General features: G+C 44.6%; 23 protein-coding genes. 9 read left to right on the forward strand and 14 right to left on the reverse strand.

The window, feature by feature from the left end; all coding sequences use genetic code 11:
• The first annotated feature begins 66 nt into the window (after positions 1–66).
• Both LNL84_RS19830 and LNL84_RS13030 read left to right on the forward strand, forming a co-directional pair.
• The gene (locus LNL84_RS19830; protein WP_425244310.1) at positions 67–303 is read left to right on the forward strand and encodes a sulfurtransferase TusA family protein; all 237 of its coding nucleotides are present in this window, start codon (positions 67–69) and stop codon (positions 301–303) included.
• Positions 296–1,366: an AI-2E family transporter gene (locus tag LNL84_RS13030; protein WP_244358002.1), complete on the forward strand. Its 1,071-nt coding sequence runs from the start codon at positions 296–298 to the stop codon at positions 1,364–1,366. Before LNL84_RS19830 ends, LNL84_RS13030 begins: the two co-directional genes overlap by 8 nt.
• 46 nt (positions 1,367–1,412) lie before the next feature.
• Here LNL84_RS13030 and bcp read toward each other — a convergent pair whose 3' ends face one another.
• Both bcp and LNL84_RS13040 read right to left on the reverse strand, forming a co-directional pair.
• The gene (gene bcp, locus LNL84_RS13035) at positions 1,413–1,883 is read right to left on the reverse strand and encodes a thioredoxin-dependent thiol peroxidase (protein WP_244358003.1); all 471 of its coding nucleotides are present in this window, start codon (positions 1,881–1,883) and stop codon (positions 1,413–1,415) included.
• Between the two features lie 105 nt (positions 1,884–1,988).
• The gene (locus LNL84_RS13040) at positions 1,989–2,531 is read right to left on the reverse strand and encodes a glycine cleavage system transcriptional repressor (RefSeq protein ID WP_244358004.1); all 543 of its coding nucleotides are present in this window, start codon (positions 2,529–2,531) and stop codon (positions 1,989–1,991) included.
• 288 nt (positions 2,532–2,819) lie between these two features.
• Between LNL84_RS13040 and dapA the strand changes: the two genes are divergently transcribed.
• Positions 2,820–3,698, forward strand: a complete 879-nt coding sequence (dapA, locus tag LNL84_RS13045; protein WP_244358005.1) for a 4-hydroxy-tetrahydrodipicolinate synthase — start codon at positions 2,820–2,822, stop codon at positions 3,696–3,698.
• Positions 3,699–3,745: 47 nt separating this feature from the next.
• Positions 3,746–4,765: an outer membrane protein assembly factor BamC gene (bamC, locus tag LNL84_RS13050; RefSeq protein ID WP_244358006.1), complete on the forward strand. Its 1,020-nt coding sequence runs from the start codon at positions 3,746–3,748 to the stop codon at positions 4,763–4,765.
• 61 nt (positions 4,766–4,826) lie between these two features.
• On the opposite strand, the gene LNL84_RS13055 is transcribed toward bamC, so the two are convergent.
• The 6 genes from LNL84_RS13055 to phhA all read right to left on the reverse strand — a co-directional run bounded on the left by LNL84_RS13055 (position 4,827) and on the right by phhA (position 8,471).
• Positions 4,827–5,018 (reverse strand): DUF2897 family protein, encoded by a 192-nt coding sequence (locus tag LNL84_RS13055; protein WP_244358007.1) that lies wholly within the window; start codon positions 5,016–5,018, stop codon positions 4,827–4,829.
• Positions 5,019–5,021: 3 nt separating this feature from the next.
• Positions 5,022–5,702 carry a M15 family metallopeptidase gene (locus LNL84_RS13060; RefSeq protein ID WP_244358008.1) on the reverse strand — a complete coding sequence of 227 codons (681 nt, stop codon included), beginning with the start codon at positions 5,700–5,702 and terminating at the stop codon, positions 5,022–5,024.
• 2 nt (positions 5,703–5,704) lie between these two features.
• Complete coding sequence (gene dapE / locus LNL84_RS13065; protein ID WP_244358009.1) at positions 5,705–6,841, reverse strand: succinyl-diaminopimelate desuccinylase; 1,137 nt, start codon at positions 6,839–6,841, stop codon at positions 5,705–5,707.
• Between the two features lie 29 nt (positions 6,842–6,870).
• Positions 6,871–7,224 (reverse strand): ArsC family reductase, encoded by a 354-nt coding sequence (locus LNL84_RS13070; protein WP_244358010.1) that lies wholly within the window; start codon positions 7,222–7,224, stop codon positions 6,871–6,873.
• A gap of 115 nt (positions 7,225–7,339) precedes the next feature.
• Positions 7,340–7,687, reverse strand: coding sequence for a 4a-hydroxytetrahydrobiopterin dehydratase (locus LNL84_RS13075; RefSeq protein WP_244358011.1), 348 nt, complete (start codon positions 7,685–7,687; stop codon positions 7,340–7,342).
• Positions 7,677–8,471: a phenylalanine 4-monooxygenase gene (gene phhA, locus LNL84_RS13080; protein ID WP_244358012.1), complete on the reverse strand. Its 795-nt coding sequence runs from the start codon at positions 8,469–8,471 to the stop codon at positions 7,677–7,679. The genes LNL84_RS13075 and phhA overlap by 11 nt, the downstream gene beginning before the upstream one ends.
• Positions 8,472–8,822: 351 nt before the next feature.
• Between phhA and LNL84_RS13085 the strand changes: the two genes are divergently transcribed.
• Entirely contained in the window at positions 8,823–9,110 is a 288-nt protein-coding gene (locus LNL84_RS13085) for a winged helix-turn-helix domain-containing protein (protein WP_244358013.1), read from the forward strand.
• Between the two features lie 42 nt (positions 9,111–9,152).
• Here the strand turns inward: LNL84_RS13085 and LNL84_RS13090 are convergent, their stop codons facing one another.
• Together LNL84_RS13090 and LNL84_RS13095 are read right to left on the reverse strand one after the other, a co-directional pair.
• On the reverse strand, positions 9,153–9,500 hold the full coding sequence (locus tag LNL84_RS13090) for a DUF4156 domain-containing protein (protein ID WP_244358014.1): 348 nt from the start codon (positions 9,498–9,500) through the stop codon (positions 9,153–9,155).
• Entirely contained in the window at positions 9,497–9,856 is a 360-nt protein-coding gene (locus LNL84_RS13095) for a DUF2956 domain-containing protein (protein WP_244358015.1), read from the reverse strand. Before LNL84_RS13095 ends, LNL84_RS13090 begins: the two co-directional genes overlap by 4 nt.
• Before the next feature lie 139 nt (positions 9,857–9,995).
• Between LNL84_RS13095 and LNL84_RS13100 the strand changes: the two genes are divergently transcribed.
• The 4 genes from LNL84_RS13100 (at position 9,996) to LNL84_RS13115 (ending at position 14,023) form a co-directional block, all read left to right on the forward strand.
• Positions 9,996–10,457, forward strand: coding sequence for a DUF2919 domain-containing protein (locus LNL84_RS13100; RefSeq protein WP_244358016.1), 462 nt, complete (start codon positions 9,996–9,998; stop codon positions 10,455–10,457).
• 60 nt (positions 10,458–10,517) lie between these two features.
• Complete coding sequence (locus tag LNL84_RS13105; protein ID WP_244358017.1) at positions 10,518–11,420, forward strand: Dyp-type peroxidase; 903 nt, start codon at positions 10,518–10,520, stop codon at positions 11,418–11,420.
• 106 nt (positions 11,421–11,526) lie between these two features.
• Positions 11,527–12,663 (forward strand): flagellin, encoded by a 1,137-nt coding sequence (locus tag LNL84_RS13110; protein ID WP_244358018.1) that lies wholly within the window; start codon positions 11,527–11,529, stop codon positions 12,661–12,663.
• Between the two features lie 226 nt (positions 12,664–12,889).
• A complete protein-coding gene (locus LNL84_RS13115; protein WP_244358019.1) occupies positions 12,890–14,023 on the forward strand; it encodes a flagellin in 1,134 nt (377 codons plus the stop codon).
• 106 nt (positions 14,024–14,129) lie between these two features.
• Here LNL84_RS13115 and LNL84_RS13120 read toward each other — a convergent pair whose 3' ends face one another.
• From LNL84_RS13120 to LNL84_RS13135, 4 genes are read right to left on the reverse strand one after another with little or no spacing between them, the layout of a single operon-like run.
• A complete protein-coding gene (locus LNL84_RS13120; protein ID WP_244358020.1) occupies positions 14,130–14,405 on the reverse strand; it encodes an Rdx family protein in 276 nt (91 codons plus the stop codon).
• A gap of 10 nt (positions 14,406–14,415) precedes the next feature.
• The gene (locus LNL84_RS13125) at positions 14,416–15,171 is read right to left on the reverse strand and encodes a sulfite exporter TauE/SafE family protein (protein ID WP_244358021.1); all 756 of its coding nucleotides are present in this window, start codon (positions 15,169–15,171) and stop codon (positions 14,416–14,418) included.
• 60 nt (positions 15,172–15,231) lie between these two features.
• The gene (locus LNL84_RS13130) at positions 15,232–15,750 is read right to left on the reverse strand and encodes a regulatory protein ToxS (RefSeq protein WP_244358022.1); all 519 of its coding nucleotides are present in this window, start codon (positions 15,748–15,750) and stop codon (positions 15,232–15,234) included.
• Positions 15,751–15,760: 10 nt separating this feature from the next.
• Positions 15,761–16,570: a winged helix-turn-helix domain-containing protein gene (locus LNL84_RS13135; protein ID WP_244358023.1), complete on the reverse strand. Its 810-nt coding sequence runs from the start codon at positions 16,568–16,570 to the stop codon at positions 15,761–15,763.
• Positions 16,571–16,686: the final 116 nt, after the last annotated feature.

The raw sequence follows: 16,686 nt of genomic DNA on the forward strand, positions 1-16,686 counted from the left end.
TACACTCACTTTGTGAATAAGCGAGGTTGAATTGATTTGTATTTGTAATAACATGCCTTCTACATTATGCAGACTAAGTATTTAGACCTTTTAAATCAACGCTGTCCTATGTCACTTCTTCTTGTTAAGCGAGCGTGTAAGAGTATGGCCAGTAGCGATAAGTTGATCGTAAAGCTCGCCGATAGCCAGTCGCAACAAGATATTTTGAAGTTTTTACACTCGAAGCAGTATCAAATTTACTGTACGCAGGGTGCAGACTGTAGCTCTATTACCATAACTAAACAGGATCACATTGATGCTTGACATGGTTCGCCGCTGGTATAAGCGACGCTTTTCTGACCCCGATGCCGTAAGCTTGGTGGTTATTCTTTTATTTGGTTTCGTCACGATTTACTTTTTTGGTAATTTGATTGCGCCCCTATTGGTGGCAATTGTACTTGCCTACCTTCTAGAGTGGCCAGTCACTCAGCTGCGTCGATTAGGGTTGCCACGCACCTTATCTGTTGTTGTCGTCATTTTGATATTTATTGGTTTGATGTTGTTAGCCATCTTTGGGCTCGTGCCAACCATATGGCGGCAGGTAGGCAACTTGCTAAACGATATCCCCAATATGTATAACGGTTTGCAGGAATTTATTGTGCAAATCCCTGTTCGATATCCAGATCTTGCAGAAATTCATATTGTTGAATCCATCATTGCGAACCTAAAAGATAAGGTATTATTGCTTGGGGAAAATGTGGTCAAAGGCTCGTTTGCATCATTGGTGAGTTTGGCAGCTCTGGCAATCTACCTCATTCTTGTTCCTCTATTAGTGTTTTTCTTACTTAAAGATAAAGAGGAAATGGTTGATATAGCGAGCGGTCTATTACCACGCAATCGTCGATTAGCCAATAAAGTTTGGTTGGAAATGAACCAGCAGATCTCAAACTATATCCGCGGCAAAGTGCTGGAGATATTGATCGTCGGCAGTGTCAGTTACGTTACCTTTGCCTTGTTGGATCTACGCTATTCTGTTTTACTGGCCGTAGCCGTTGGTTTTTCAGTGTTGATTCCATATATTGGTGCAGCAGCCGTAACCGTACCTGTGGCGATTGTCGGCTTGTTCCAATGGGGGCTTGCACCACAATTCTATTGGTTGCTTGTTGCTTACGGAATTATTCAAGCGTTAGATGGTAACGTTTTAGTACCGGTGTTGTTTTCTGAAGCGGTTAACCTTCATCCAGTCGCCATCATCGTGGCAGTTCTGGTCTTTGGTGGACTGTGGGGCTTCTGGGGTGTGTTCTTCGCGATACCTTTGGCGACGTTAGTCAAAGCCGTTTGGAATGCACTGCCAAGCAACGAAGAGCATGACGCAGCATCTTCTTAAATAGTAAAAAGCCTCGCAACGCGAGGCTTTTTACTATCGAACGTAATTAGCTTTTAGTATTCAAGTAGTCAAGAACGACTTCGTGGTGCGTTTTTGTTTTAAATTTGTCAAACACGTGCTCAATCACACCTTCTTCGTTGATTAAAAAGCTAATACGGTGTAAGCCATCATAGATTTTACCCATAAATTTTTTCTCACCCCATACTCCGAATTGGTCTGCTGCTGCGTGATCTTCATCAGACAATAAAGTGAAATTGAGCGAATCTCTTTCAATAAACTTACCAAGACGTTTTACAGGATCGATGCTAACGCCCAATACAACAACATTGTGGTTATCTAATTCTGCTTTAATGTCTCTAAGCCCTTGAGCCTGTACAGTGCACCCTGGTGTCATCGCTTTAGGGTAAAAATAGAATAGTACTTTTTTACCCGCAAAGTCTTGCAGTGTTACTGTGTTGCCATCTTGATCAAGTAGCGAGAATTTAGGGGCCGGGGTTCCCGCCGTTAATGTGTTCATGTTGATTTCCTTTATATTGAGCGTGACTGTACTCGCGGCAACCTACATTGGGTTGCCTGTTTGGCGACTGGTACATTGAGATTCTACAAAAAAAGAACCTAATGGTTAAGAGTGGCTATTAATGAAATTAAGAGAACCATTGACAGATAAGGATTGGCATAGTGCATTAAACTCTTCTTGCAGTTGCATGAGATTACACTCGCTTTCAACAGATGCAGTGAGAGCAATATGAAATTGGTCTTTATCAGTATGTACTTTGTCTTTGAGTACGGTTTGTGCACTTAAGGCGGACAGTCCAATGTCCCTGTCGGCAAAAAACTGAGTAAATTTCTCGGTAAGGCCAATGCGGTCTTCTGACTCTACAAAAACTTCAACGGTATAGCGATTTGATAATGGCTCGTGTGTTGACGTTCGCTTCATCATGGTAATAAGGTCATGTTCTTGACCCAACAATGGTAGGGTCGTTTCAACCCGTGTGATATGACTAGTATTTCCTGATACAAGCATCAGAAGCGTAAATTCATTGCCAAATATCGCAATGCGACTGTCGAGAATATTACAACCCGCTTGGGCGACCAAGTGAATGACTTCATTGCATATTCCTGGACGATCGGTACCAATGGCGGTGATCACTAAATGCTGGTTCATAGCGTAACTTCATGCTCCCTGTTTGATGTTATGGTAGCACAGCTGAAGCAATATCACGTAAATTTGTTGATAGGTTACGTTGACAATTAGCGCGCAAAGTAGGGCGGAACCGGACAATTGACGAGGTGCTGACACCCTATTTTAGATAAAAGCGCATTTTAAGCATGTTTAACGTCTAACATCTGAAATTATTTCATTCACTTCTTACTTGTATCTGCTTTTAATCTCTTGTGTTTATCAATGCCATTAAAGTACCATGCAAGTAGTATCAAATTTAGGGAGATCATCATGTTTTCAGGAAGTATTGTTGCATTAATAACCCCATTTACTCTTGATGGAGAGGTGGATTATGCGAGTTTAAAGAAACTCGTCGACTACCATGTTGAAGCAGGTACAGATGGTATCGTTGCTGTAGGAACCACTGGTGAGTCAGCAACGCTAACTGTAGAAGAACATGTAAAAGTTGTTGCAAAGACTGTTGAGTTTGCGAACGGACGTATTCCCGTAATTGCTGGTACAGGTGCTAATGCTACTCACGAAGCTGTCACGTTCAGTCGTTTGCTAAGTAACGTTGGGATAGCGGGCTGCCTCAGCGTGACACCGTATTACAATAAACCAACCCAAGAAGGTTTGTACCAGCACTATAAAGCCATTTCTGAAGAGACCGATATTCCGCAGATTCTGTACAACGTACCAGGGCGCACTGGAGTCGACCTATTACCAGAAACCGTGGCTAGATTGTCAGCTCTGGACAATATTGTTGCACTGAAAGATGCGACCGGTGATCTTGATCGAGTGCAACGTCATCGTGAACTTTGTGGCGAAGATTTTATCTTACTAAGTGGTGATGATTCTACAGGGCTTGATTTTGTTAAGCTTGGTGGCCAAGGTGTGATATCGGTGACCAATAACATTGCCGCTGCCGATATGGCAAAAATGATGCAGTTGGCCCTAGATGGTAAGTTTGAAGAAGCCAATATTATCAACGAGAGATTGATGCCATTGCACAAAAACCTGTTTGTTGAATCGAGCCCAATTCCTGTGAAATGGGCAGCGTGCAAAATGGGCCTCATTGAGAACGGCATTATCCGCTTGCCTTTGACGGAGCTGTCTGAACAAGCAAAACCTATCGTCGCAAAAGCGATGACAGAAGCGTGTATTTATTAATTTGAAATCCGAGGCGGCATTGCTTCGCCTCGATTAAGGGAGTCTCGATGAAATTGTCTCGTCAGCTAGCCGTTACATCACTAGCTGTTATTGTATTAGCCGCATGTTCTAGTGATCCAAGCACTCGTCGAGAGGCAAAGGATGACTTTAATTATTTAGACGCTCCGGAGTTACGTGAGTGGAAACTGCCTGAAGGGGCGATACCACAGTTTTATCCTAACTACGAAATCCCGAAAGGTGATTTTAAAGGGGGGATAGGGCGAGAGGTTGACATTCGACCTCCACAGCAAGTTTTAGAGCTAATTCCCGGTGCCCGAGTCGACCGACAAGGTCCAGAGGTAACACTGTGGCTGCTGCAGGACAGCGAAGCGGATAAAGTGTGGGAAACGGCGAAGAAAATGTTGGCTGAGATCGATGTTAAAGCATTGGAAGAGTCTGAAGATCGCATCGAGACCGACTGGGTGTCATGGGTATCTGAAGATGAGGATGCGGAAATTGGTAGCCGTTACGAGCTAACTCGATTTGAAGCTAATAATCGTTATGGCTTCAAGATGAACTTGATTGATTGGCGAGAAGGGACAACCTTGAAGCCAGTGTCTCGCACCAACAAAGAACGCTACAATACCTTGATGACCAATTTGATTACTGCTCGTTACGATTATGACTTGCGCGAAGAAGCAGCGAAAAAGGCGCAAGAGTTAGTGAAGTCTGTTCCTATTAGTATGGGTACTGACCGCAGTGGCTTACCAGTAATCATTGCAAGAACGCCGTACTCAGCTATGTGGCAAGAAGTACCGACATTGTTACCGAAGATGGGATTCACCATTGAAGAGCGCAGCCAGTCTCAAGGTACTGTAAAAGCCAAATACGCAGCTCCAGGTGATGACTTCTGGATAGATGTAGGTGTGAAACCTGTCGATATGGATTCGGGTAGCTACACATTCTTGTTTGGTGATCTTGGAAACCGTACTTCGATTAACGTAACTGACAAAGATGGCAAGCCAGTGACAGAAGCGTTACTGCGCTCACTTGAGCCACTTATTGCCACGATGATTAAGAAAGACTAACACTGCTCGTCTTAATAAAAACCCATTAGCTTGCTAATGGGTTTTTTTGTGGGGACAACAACTACTTTTCGCCGTCATCTCCGTGTCGATGTTTATCCAGTTCATTTAGCTTATCGAGATCGTTTTGGGACTTTTGATGTTTCGACATATGAGTCATTTTTATATTTGCGGTGTATTTGAGAGCGGCAATATTGCCGACAACCACAGCGACAACCACAATAATAATGACCCACGGGTTTAGTAGCCATTCCATACTTTACCCCCTCGTTGCAGCAGTATTAATGTAAGTATTGTAGATATATTCTAACTTTGACAATACAGCCTCTCGTCCCAAAATTGATGATTGTTCTATTAGGTCGGTGAGGGTGTGTAGAGTTAGATCGTTTAGGTGTTGTGTTGCGCAGGCTTTGTGACTAATGTGCCAAGGCTCAAAGGCTACCCCACTGCCATTTTCGGTATAAGGGAAGAAAAAACCATAACGGCCAACATTTTCTTTAAGCCATTGATAAAATTTTTCTTGGTGACCACTAAGGTATTCCCATGGCTCCAGTTTCAGCGACGTATCTTGGGGCAGAAGATTACCGGCGTAAACATCAAAATCGGTGCCCCAGTGGTGGCGACTTGCCCCGGGTAGAGCAGACCATTTCAAGATAGCAAGGACTCGCTCCTCCTCGGAGAGGATATTGATATCGAGTCGCTGGCTTTGATCATCTAAAACAATACGCTGACCAAGCATCTTACCGTTCCAGATGTTGAGTTGCTGCTCAAAGCTTCGATAACCACTGGCGACAAATAAGTGAAACCCAGCGAGATGAGCAGCGTGAGCCAGAGCAGACAAATCCTGACGGACATCATTATGTACGAGAAATGACTTTGTGCCGATTTCAAGTTCAACCAGTCCGGTGTTGTCTCGCCCGGTTACCTGCTCTGTGATCACGATTACTTACCCAAAAGGTTATTCAGTGTGTGTTGATACATATCTGTGAGCTTTTCTAGATCCGCGACACTGACACACTCATTGACTTTGTGGATGGTGGCATTAACTGGTCCTAACTCCACTACTTGCGTGCCCATGCGGGCGATAAAACGGCCGTCGGAAGTCCCGCCGGTGGTCAGTAGTTCAGGCTTACAGTGGTTAACTTCATCAACTGCCTTAACAACAGCACGTAGCAGGTCACCTTCATCGGTTAAGAATGGGTGGCCACTGAGAGTCCAGTTCAGAGAATAGTCCAATCCATGCATATCTAAAGTCGAGTGAACTCGGCGTTTAATTTCTACGTCGGTCAACTCGGTACTAAAGCGGAAGTTAAACTGAACGTTGAACTCACCTGGAATCACATTGGTGGCTCCTGTTCCTGAATGCAAGTTTGGGATCTGGAAGCTGGTGGGTGGGAAATACTGGTTACCCTCATCCCACTTGGTTGAAGCCAACTCAGCTAAAGCAGGTAATGCCTGATGTACCGGGTTATTGGCAAGGTGCGGATAAGCAACATGCCCCTGCGTGCCTTTAACGATAAGATCGCCGGTAATGGAGCCGCGGCGACCATTTTTCACCACATCACCGACATGGAGTGTACTTGAGGGCTCACCGACGATACACATATCGATAATCTCATTGCGGGTCATTAAGGTATCGACGACACGTGTCGTACCGTTAATGAAAGGGCCCTCTTCATCGGAAGTGATTAAAAAGGCGATAGAGCCGGTATGGTCAGGGTGTTCAGCAACAAAGCGCTCGACAGCGACGACCATACAGGCAAGCGAACCTTTCATATCGGCAGCGCCGCGGCCATGTAAGTGACCATCAATGATAGTGGGTTCAAAAGGGGGGGTGTGCCAGTGTTCTAAATTACCAGCAGGAACTACATCGGTGTGGCCTGCAAAAGCAAACAGAGGGGCTGTTGTGCCGCGTCGTGCCCAAAAGTTAGTGGTATCTTCAAATACCATGACTTCAATCGTGAAGCCTAACTTTTCAAGGCGCTCTATCATCACTTTCTGGCAGTCGGCGTCTTCTGGCGTGACGGATTGTCGGCTGATAAGATCTTTAGCAAGTGCCAACACAGGGCTGTCTGTCATCCTTGGGGGTCCTTATTAATCAAATGGGGTTATGACTGAAAAATCGTGCTGTACTGTTCAGCTTTAAAGCCAATGTACAACGCGCCGTCAATATCCAGTATCGGGCGCTTTATCATTGCAGGTTGCTCTAGCATAAGCGCAATGGCAGTTTCTTTAGTGAGTGTATCTTTTTGTTCCTGAGGTAATTTACGGTAAGTGGTACCACGCTTGTTGATAACCTGCTCCCAATCTAGAGCATCGCAAAAGCGGCGAAGCATGGCGTCATCGATGCCTGCTTTGCGGTAATCGTGGATTTCAAACGCTATCTCTTTACTGTCAAGCCACTTTTTTGCCTTTTTAACGGTGTCACAAGTTGATGGACTTAAACCATATAATCTGATCATGTTGAAAATCTGTAGTGTGCCAATCGTTTTCAAAGCATACAGGCATAACCGATTGTACTGCAATAGCTATCCAGTCGAATGGCACGACTATCTGTTGGCCCCAAAGTGCCCTGAATCAGAGTGAAGACTTATCGGCAGATGCAGTATCGCATTTGGCAGCGCAGATAAAATCATTGTTATGCAATCCTTTTATCGAGTGACTCCACCATGTGACGGTGACTCTTCCCCACTCTAGTAAAATGGCCGGGTGGTGGAATTGTTGTTCTGCGATTTGAGACACTTGATTGGCAAAGGTCCAGGCTTGTTTATAGTTTTTGAACAAGTACACTTTTTCGAGTTGGGCAATACCACCGCGTTCAATAATTGTCCAATTGTCGAGCTCAGCTAGTAACGGTTTGCACTCTTCATTTGATAACGCTTGGGCATCAGAGGCGCAGGCTTCGCAACGCAGTTCATTTAGCATCTGAGGATTCCTTTGGGCTGAATAAGGGAGCAAGGAGCTGTGATTGCATGGCAAGGTCGATCTGCTGCAACAACCCACGTTCACTGATACGATACAGCTCACTGATATCATCGACTATATAGTACACCGGTTGCATTATATCAATTCGGTATGGCGTTCTTAACACGCGTTGAATATCGAAAGGATGTTTGACAGGTCTATCACTGTTTAAAACATAGAGAGTTTCTCCTGGTGAAGACAATATGCCCCCACCATAAATTTTAATCTTTGCGTTTTCGCGCACTAGCCCAAATTCAACAGTAAACCAATACAGTCGCGCGAGATAACTGCGTTGTTCGGCACTTGCTAACTGACCTAGTCGACCATAAACATGCGTGAAATGAGCAAAGTCAGGGTTGGTAAGCATGGCGCAATGGCCAAAAACCTCATGGAAAAAGTCAGGCTCTTGCAAGTAGTCAAACTCCTCGCGACTGCGCAAAAAAGTTGCGACAGGAAAGCGTTTGTCGGCCAGTAAATCAAAAAAGCGGTCAAAACTGATCAGCGCGTTAACCGGCTCCACCCGCCACCCGGTTTCTTTTTGCAATACAGCGTTGATTTCGGGCAGTTGTGGAACCCTAGAGCAGGGAAGGTTGAGCAGGGCTAATCCCTCTAGATAGGCTGTGCAAGCACGGGAAGAGATGATAGTTTGTTGGCGCGTGATCAATTCATACCATATTGAATGCTCTTCTTCGCTCCAATTGACAATCCCTTCATGATTAACGGGTTTAGAATGGTACTTAGTCACAATACCCTCCTTTGATAACTCATTATATAAAGCCTATGTGCTCTCCTTGAAGCTGCCAGTTTTAGCTGAGAACTGTTTGGATAATTGGTTGTACCGAATATTTTACGAAAACCTACTTACTGGTTAAAAAACAGTTGGTTAAAATCTATTTGTAATGTCAGTAATGCGTTTCTATGTCGCAATAAGATGGCAGTTTCAACCTAATCACGCTCAACTGGGTGATCACTAATTGGTCATTTATTTACAAAAAAAACCATGTTCATTGCAAAGGATTCGTCAGAAGTTGATCAAGCGCAAAACTGATATGTGTAAAAAGACAATAATGGAAAAGCACATAAATAGGAGGTGTCAATGGAACTGAGTCCTGTTTTTGCACGTCGTCTCTATTTAGCCTTGCTCGTTGAGAGCTTAGATAGACCGAATGTGCCTAAACTCATCGAAAAAACGGGGTGGCCGCGCCGTACTATTCAAGATGTATTAAAAGCGCTGCCAGGTATAGGGATTGAGCTCATGTTTGTTCAAGATGGGCGAAGACATAATGATGGGTATTACCAGCTGTCTGACTGGGGGCCGTTCGATAGCCAATGGGTTGTAGAGCGTCGATGTGTTATCGAGTCTACGTTGGGCTTTACAGCGTAACCTGTGTCAAAATAATGTGCGATTTGCGAAAAGCCAGATGAGTTACATCTGGCTTTTTAGTTTGCATTGATAAGCACTACCAAAAAAAGTTACTGACGTTTGAAAGTCAAGTGGCGAAAGCAAATATACGGTATCAGCACCCAACAGCGCTGCATTGTTTTTGATGTCAAATATCGCACCTTGAGTCATCGCATCGTTATTGTAAAACAAAGACGAATACCAATGTCCCTCTGTTCCCGTAACCTCGCCTTTCCAGTGGCATTGTGAACTATCGATGTGATTGCTTAATTTGAGCTCTACTTGTTTGGCATCTGGATTAAGCTGAACTTGCGGTGAACTGCAACCAACGACGCTAAATAGTAGTCCCATTGTGACAAGCCATCTGTTCATCTATTCGCCCCTAGGTGAAAAAAAACGTAAGCCGCGAAAGCGAGCCAGCTCAATATGAGAAGTGCCCATGGTAAGGAAAGAGAGCTCTTGGTTTTATTATCTTCAACATTAAGCACATTGTCTTCCGTTTGGCTCAGTGCTTCTTTTTGTTTGCTCTTTTGTTGCTTTTTACGGGCCTTATCAGCTTGACGATTTCGTTCTTTTTGTTGTTTTTTATAGATCGCAATACCCTTTTCAATACCTTGTGCGATCAGTCGAGTTTGCTCTTTAGTTTGGCCTGGCTTCTGTGTTGCTTTGGCTATTTTCATCGCTTCTTGTTGAGTCTCTTGAGAAGCTTGTACGGGTGCTTTTTTCATTAAAATCGTCATATAAGTATTTTTGTTCAGAATAGCAGATGTCGAAAACGATGTAATTAGAACGATAAGCCCCACGTGACTTGAGAAAGCAATTTTTTGACACCATATGCAATAAAGTGGTTTTAACTTAGAGGTCACCATGCGTTACGGTTTTGAACAATATAACCAACATGGCTATTTAAAAACGCCTGTTCTTCTTTGGTTAGGATGGTTTTTTCTTACAAGAGCATGGGTAGTTTTTGTTGTCGCTGGCGCGAGCCGTCAGGAAGGAAGTAACATTTTGCAATGGGTCTACCCCGATCATCAAATGCTGTATATTGGCCTAGGGATGGGGTTGCCGATTGTGGTCTCTATGTGGTTGATAGGATTGAGAAAACCAGAATATTCTCTATTGGATAAAGTGGTGAAGCATTTTAGAACGGTTACCCTGTTTGTCATACTGGGGCAGATTGCTCACACGCTGTATATAGTGAAGCAGCAATATTGGCAGTTTTCGTGGACAAACGCGCTTACACTTGTTCTGTTAGCGTGGTTTTGTATTTATTTAGTCAATAGTCGTTATGTGCTAGATTGTTTAGCAACGCAAAAAAATAAAACTTAAATCGATAAGCGTTATATCGCCGAAAAAAGGCCGTGATCGCTGTAAGTTAGAGGATAATTTATGCCATTACCACAAAGTGCAATCGTTCCAGAAGCCGGTCTGTTTGCACTGTATACTCAATTGAAAGTTAACCGCAATTCGGCTGAGGTTTTATCTTCGATTCAGGCACTGCCATCTTTGGTTGACGAGCTCAATGAAACGCAGCCCGGTGCCAACATGACGGTATCTATCGCATTTTCCCATCAATTTTGGGCTACGTTATCGCAAACTATGCCTGCAGAACTAAAACCTTTTCCAGCACTAGGAGAGGGTGATATTACCGCACCTTCAACTGATGTCGATATTTTGATCCATTGCCATTCAACTCGCCCTGATCTGCATTTCTTTCTCCTTAGAAAGTTGATGCAGTCTGTTGCTGACTATGTGACGGTTGTTGATGAAACTCAAGGGTTTCGCTTTATGGACTCGCGAGATTTGACCGACTTTGTGGACGGAACTGAAAATCCGAAAGGGGAGCAACGTCAAGAGGTTGCTCTAGTTGCGGATGGTGAACACATTGGTGGAAGCTACGTGATGGTGCAGCGATTTGAGCATGATATGCCAGCGTGGAATCGTATTAGTGTGGCCGCGCAGGAAAAAATCGTTGGCAGAACGAAACCAGATTCTATTGAGCTGGACGATGTACCTGCAGCATCTCACGTTGGCCGAGTGGATATTAAAGAGCAGGGCAAGGGACTTAAAATTGTTCGTCATAGCCTACCTTATGGCAGTGTCAGCGGCACTCATGGGCTGTTATTCATTGCCTATTGCCACACCGTACATAATTTTGATGCGATGCTTGAGAGCATGTATGGCGTTACCGACGGCAAAACCGATCAATTGTTACGCTTTACTAAAGCGGTTACCGGAGCCTACTTCTTTGCACCATCAAAGGACATGCTGGCAAGATTAAGTCTTATTTAATGAAGCACTCATAAAGAAATAAAGCTAACGACAACGTTAGCTTTTTTTTTAAGAAAATCCGCAAGCTGTCGATACTAGTAATACTAAAGACTATTTCGAAGCGACTATGGCCATTACCGTTAATACCAATATCAGCGCAATGAGCGCGCAGCGAAGCTTAGGGGCAGCAACACACGCCCTTGAGCAGTCGATGGAGCGCTTGTCATCTGGTCGACGTATTAACAGTGCCAAAGATGACGCCGCGGGGCTGCAAATATCCAATCGGCTGGAAAGCCAGATTCGAGGTTTGGGTGTCGCTCAGCGAAACGCCAATGACGGCATTTCTATATTGCAGACCGCTGAAGGTGCAATGCAGGAAACAACGCAGTTACTACAGCGTATGCGTGACCTTTCATTGCAGTCGAGTAATGGCTCAAACTCAATCAGTGACAGACAGGCGCTGCAAGAGGAGTTCTCTGCGCTGAATGACGAGTTAAACAGGATCGCAGAAACCACATCATTTGCAGGCAGGAAACTGTTGAATGGACAATTTGGGACCAGTTCATTTCAGGTAGGTGCCGGAAGTGGAGAAGCGATTCAGGTTAACCTGAACAGCATGCGCAGCGATCAAATAGCGATGGGCGGTGTGGTTTACCAAACTGAGCGTGGCGCGGGTGATGCGTGGCGAGTGAATGCTGACAACAAAGATTTCAATGTGAGCTATATTGATGGCTCTGGTGAGGAGCAAACAGTGTCTTTTCATCTTAAACTCGGAGATGATATCGAGCAGGTAGCGACCTACATCAATGGACACAATGACGAGATTTCAGCGTCTGTTAACGAGTATGGTCAGTTGCAAATGTTTGCTGGTGCGACGGATGCGATCTCTGAACTGTCGTTCTCTGGAAGCTTCAGTGATGAGCTTGGCTTAAAGACTGCTGGGCGTATTAATGTTAATGCGTTATCTATCGAAAATATTGGTGGAGCGCAGTTGTCAGTATCTGTCATTGATGAAGCTTTAAAGTATGTAGATAGCCATCGGGCTGAGCTCGGGGCCTATCAAAACCGATTAGGTCACACCATCAATAACCTGAGTAATATGGAAGAAAATTTGAGTGCATCCAAAGGTAGGATCCAAGATGCGGATTATGCCAAAGAAACCACGAAGATGATCAAACAGCAAATATTACAACAGGTTAGTACTTCAATCCTAGCGCAAGCAAAACAAACCCCCAATCTGGCACTGACCCTTCTTAAAAGTTAACGAGCTTGGCTTCCTTGACGAAAACTTTAGTGTTTATTTTGAAAAACTTTCAGTTTTAGACCGCCGATCACAAAGTATCCTTTTTCGTCTTTTTTTTATCTTTTCTTCATAAAAAAGCCTCAAGTATTCGAAAGTCCGAACGATAAAGAGAGTAACTTTGAGAGAACTACTTGGTTTTCCGAGACGTCGGAAGCCGCACCACCGGAAAATCAATTGGAGAATTAACATGGCAGTAAACGTAAATACTAACGTATCAGCAATGACCGCTCAGCGTTACCTAAACAGCGCAAGCCAGGCACAAGCAACCTCAATGGAACGTTTGGCATCAGGCTCAAAAATCAACAGTGCGAAAGATGACGCGGCAGGTCTTCAGATCTCGAACCGTTTGAACGTACAAAGCCGTGGTCTAGATGTAGCGGTTCGTAACGCCAACGATGGTATTTCTATTGCGCAGACAGCTGAAGGCGCAATGAACGAAACCACCAACATCCTGCAACGTATGCGTGACTTGTCACTACAATCTTCAAACGGTTCAAACTCAAAATCAGACCGTGTTGCAATTCAAGAAGAAGTGACGGCACTGAATAACGAATTAAACCGTATCGCAGAAACAACATCGTTTGGTGGTAATCGACTACTCAACGGCACTTTCGGTAGCCAATCGTTCCAAATCGGTGCCGATAATGGTGAAGCTGTGATGCTTGGTCTGCGTGATATGCGCTCTGACAACGTGCAAATGGGTGGCATGAGCTACCAGGCAGAAAATGCGAAAGATAAAGATTGGGCAGTATCAGCCGACTCAAATCAGTTAGCTATTTCTCTTACGGACAAGTTTGGTGAGGCGCAAGAGCTAACGATTAACGCTAAAGAAGGCGACGATATTGAGCAACTGGCGACTTACATCAATGGTCAAACGGATCTTGTACGTGCTTCTGTTAATGAAGACGGCCAACTTCAAGTGTTTGCTGGCAACAACAACGTTGATGGCGAAGTGTCGTTCTCTGGCAGCCTAGCGGGTGAGCTTGGTATGCAAGCAGGCAAAGAAGTTACGGTCAACAAGCTTGACGTAACGTCTGTGGGTGGTGCACAAGAATCTGTCGCTGTTTTGGACTCTGCTTTGAAATACGTAGATAGCCACCGTGCAGAGCTAGGTGCTTTCCAAAACCGCTTTAGCCATGCAATTAGTAACTTAGACAACATTAACGAAAATGTTAATGCGTCGAAGAGTCGTATTGCAGATACCGACTTTGCAAAAGAGACCACGGCGATGACAAAGAACCAAATTCTTTCTCAAGCATCAAGCTCTATTCTGGCACAAGCCAAACAAGCGCCAAACGCGGCACTGAGCTTACTGGGTTAAGCGCTAAGCACCAATTAGCCACTGTTACTAATAAATACCAGAGCTTAGGCTCTGGTTTTTTTATGTCTATGTTTTATAGCAGTGACGTTTTATGACGATGCATTAGTTAGCGGTCAACATGCCCCAAATCTCTCTCTGGATCAATCAGGTCGCGAACGCGTTGCTTGAGTACCTTTGCTTCGGGAAAACCGTTGTCTTCTTTCCTTTCCCAAATCCTTATACCATTGCATTTAATCTCAAATCGCCCACCGGTATCGGGGTGCAAGGAGACGTTTTGGATTTCTTCGCTAAAGGTATGAAGTAACTCTTGTGTAAGCCAACTGGCTCGTAGCATCCAGTTGCATTGTCGGCAGTAATATATGTCTATGATTGCTTTGTCCATAATGCCTCCATTAAAGCAATAGTTTAAGACCCGCGGCAAAGGTGAGAAGCTCAAAGGCTATCTTCACCATACGATTACTGGACTTTTGACTCAATGAAGCACCGAGCGCTCCACCAATCAATGAGCCAAGTAGCAGTATGGGTAACCAAGGCCAGTAGACTGGTGCACCGGCCAGCACCACCGCAATGCCACCAATTCCGTTCCAAAAAAGGCCGACACAGACCAAGGTCAACGCGACTGACTGCTTGTAGCTGTATCCAAACCAACGAACGAGAAATAAGGTCACCAGCAATCCTGATCCCGCTGTTAGAGAGCCATTAATGATGCCAATGAAGGCTAATCCAAAACCACCAAGCAGTAGGCCGGTAAAGTTTCGGTTTTTCAGCTCAGGTTGCAAACCTAGATCTTTTTTAAAGCGTGAGTAAAGCCCGAGAGCGAGTATCATGACACCAAGCATTTTCTCTGCAATTGCGTCAGGGAGCAACAATATGAGGTTTGCCCCAATAACCACACCGAGGCTACCGGCAACAATAAGGTAAAGCGCTAATTTTAGCTCCAATGAGCCTCGACGAATATGAGTGAGCGCAGCGCCAAGCCCAAGAGCCACACTGGCGACTTTGTGTGTCGCCAGTGCAACGCCAAAAGGAAGGTCTAAAAAAAGCAGTAAGGGGAACTGCAGTAGCCCGGCTCCACCGCCAGACAACGCAGCTAACGTATTGGCTAGAGTTGAGCCTAAAAATAGCGCGATACCGAGAATCCAATCCATTGAGCATTAAAAAGGGAACATTACGTTCCCTAATCCTTATAATTTTTGAAACTAAACCAGCTAATTGGAAAACAGTATCGATGAGCCTTGATTAAGGCTGGTTAGCAATATCGTTTTCTCGTTAACAATGTCGATACGACGGCTTTGCTGCGCTTCCATTTTTAGGAACTGCTTGATCATTGCCAATTGCTCTCTAGTAAAGTCGTCGCTCTGAGCTGTCGAGACATCTTTAAATTCTCGGGGCGAAATCAGTAGGTAGTTGTCACTGATCGTCCAAGTTCCTGCTTCGGAAACGTTGATCAGAGTATGAGTATTAGGATCTCGGCCAAACAGCTTCATCATTGATACGCGGATGTAGGTACCGTTAGGCAGATACTTCACATTCGCTGACATTTCCATACGACTAAGGGGGCCGATATCGGTATCTGGATAATCTCGCGCAGCAATCACGGCCACGGCGTTAGACTGCCACTCTTTAGATGTCAAAACCTGTTCAAGCTTGAGATCGCTCCCCCAATAGAGCCAGGCACTCAGGGCCACAGACAAAGCTAACATCACCGAAGCATATTTCATTTTCATTGTGTTACCTCTACTCGCACACTTTACTAAGATCGGATTGCTCGGTAAAAATTCTCATTGTGAGGTTTTCACTGGTGAATTCGACGCTATGAATAAAGTTAAGTGCGATTTGTTCGCTTTGGTCGCCAGTCACGATCACTTCAACGGGAGAACGGTCGGCGTCGTGGGTTTCAAGATATTTTACTACGCATTGTTCAATTTTAGGTAGCCATGCTGAAACATCAGGGTGACTCTCGGGTGTGACAATTTTGACCGTTTCAACCATGCTCAAACTACGAAACGTTGATTGGGCAGGGTTAGTAAACAGAAGAACCAGAATAGGTAGCAACAGCGCAACAGCCAAAATAGCCCAAGCATACGGTTGAGCTTTAGGGGCTGGGGACGTTAGGTTAGCTGAAACTTGAGCCTCAGTGGCATTTTCACTTATCGCCTCAGTTGTGCTCTCAGTTGGCGCAGGCTCACTGGATGCCAAAGGTGCTGAACGTTCTACAGAGGCGATCATCTGATAACCACGTTTAGGCACAGTTTTGACAAACTGTGGGGATTTTGTCGAATCTTTTAGCATCTTACGGAGCGTTGAGATAGCTTGAGTCAGACTGGAGTCATCAACTTCAAAGCCTTGATCTCGCCACACGAACTCATGGAGCTCATTACGAGTGACAACTTCGTTCGGTCGTTCTGACAGCAATAAAAGGATTCGACTTTCGTTACTACCCAAGCGAACAACGTCATCATTGCTGTTTTGATCAACTAATGAATTATTGTTTGGATCAAAGATATACCGTTGTGCGAGTATAAACTTAGTGCCTATGTTACTCATTGTATTCTTCTTTTTAATGTCGCGGTGCGATGAAAATTAGTATCGGAACACCAAATAGTTTGGTTGTTAATTATAGCGATTTAGAATCTTTTATAGTTAGTGGCACAAGGATAATC

It is taken from the genome of Vibrio gelatinilyticus (assembly GCF_022836845.1).
Classification (GTDB): Bacteria; Pseudomonadota; Gammaproteobacteria; order Enterobacterales; family Vibrionaceae; genus Vibrio; species Vibrio gelatinilyticus.

Coding starts and splice junctions, on each gene's coding strand:
- LNL84_RS13125 (WP_244358021.1), bottom strand. CDS start 15,171: ATGGATTGGATTCTCGGTATCGCGCTATTTTTAGGCTCAACTCTAGCC.
- dapA (WP_244358005.1), top strand. CDS start 2,820: ATGTTTTCAGGAAGTATTGTTGCATTAATAACCCCATTTACTCTTGAT.
- LNL84_RS13130 (WP_244358022.1), bottom strand. CDS start 15,750: ATGAAAATGAAATATGCTTCGGTGATGTTAGCTTTGTCTGTGGCCCTG.
- LNL84_RS13135 (WP_244358023.1), bottom strand. CDS start 16,570: ATGAGTAACATAGGCACTAAGTTTATACTCGCACAACGGTATATCTTT.
- LNL84_RS13105 (WP_244358017.1), top strand. CDS start 10,518: ATGCCATTACCACAAAGTGCAATCGTTCCAGAAGCCGGTCTGTTTGCA.
- LNL84_RS13040 (WP_244358004.1), bottom strand. CDS start 2,531: ATGAACCAGCATTTAGTGATCACCGCCATTGGTACCGATCGTCCAGGA.
- dapE (WP_244358009.1), bottom strand. CDS start 6,841: ATGACAGACAGCCCTGTGTTGGCACTTGCTAAAGATCTTATCAGCCGA.
- LNL84_RS19830 (WP_425244310.1), top strand. CDS start 67: ATGCAGACTAAGTATTTAGACCTTTTAAATCAACGCTGTCCTATGTCA.
- LNL84_RS13075 (WP_244358011.1), bottom strand. CDS start 7,687: ATGCTAAATGAACTGCGTTGCGAAGCCTGCGCCTCTGATGCCCAAGCG.
- LNL84_RS13085 (WP_244358013.1), top strand. CDS start 8,823: ATGGAACTGAGTCCTGTTTTTGCACGTCGTCTCTATTTAGCCTTGCTC.
- LNL84_RS13115 (WP_244358019.1), top strand. CDS start 12,890: ATGGCAGTAAACGTAAATACTAACGTATCAGCAATGACCGCTCAGCGT.
- LNL84_RS13090 (WP_244358014.1), bottom strand. CDS start 9,500: ATGAACAGATGGCTTGTCACAATGGGACTACTATTTAGCGTCGTTGGT.
- LNL84_RS13100 (WP_244358016.1), top strand. CDS start 9,996: ATGCGTTACGGTTTTGAACAATATAACCAACATGGCTATTTAAAAACG.
- bamC (WP_244358006.1), top strand. CDS start 3,746: ATGAAATTGTCTCGTCAGCTAGCCGTTACATCACTAGCTGTTATTGTA.
- LNL84_RS13055 (WP_244358007.1), bottom strand. CDS start 5,018: ATGGAATGGCTACTAAACCCGTGGGTCATTATTATTGTGGTTGTCGCT.
- LNL84_RS13030 (WP_244358002.1), top strand. CDS start 296: ATGCTTGACATGGTTCGCCGCTGGTATAAGCGACGCTTTTCTGACCCC.
- LNL84_RS13120 (WP_244358020.1), bottom strand. CDS start 14,405: ATGGACAAAGCAATCATAGACATATATTACTGCCGACAATGCAACTGG.
- LNL84_RS13110 (WP_244358018.1), top strand. CDS start 11,527: ATGGCCATTACCGTTAATACCAATATCAGCGCAATGAGCGCGCAGCGA.
- LNL84_RS13095 (WP_244358015.1), bottom strand. CDS start 9,856: ATGAAAAAAGCACCCGTACAAGCTTCTCAAGAGACTCAACAAGAAGCG.
- LNL84_RS13070 (WP_244358010.1), bottom strand. CDS start 7,224: ATGATCAGATTATATGGTTTAAGTCCATCAACTTGTGACACCGTTAAA.
- bcp (WP_244358003.1), bottom strand. CDS start 1,883: ATGAACACATTAACGGCGGGAACCCCGGCCCCTAAATTCTCGCTACTT.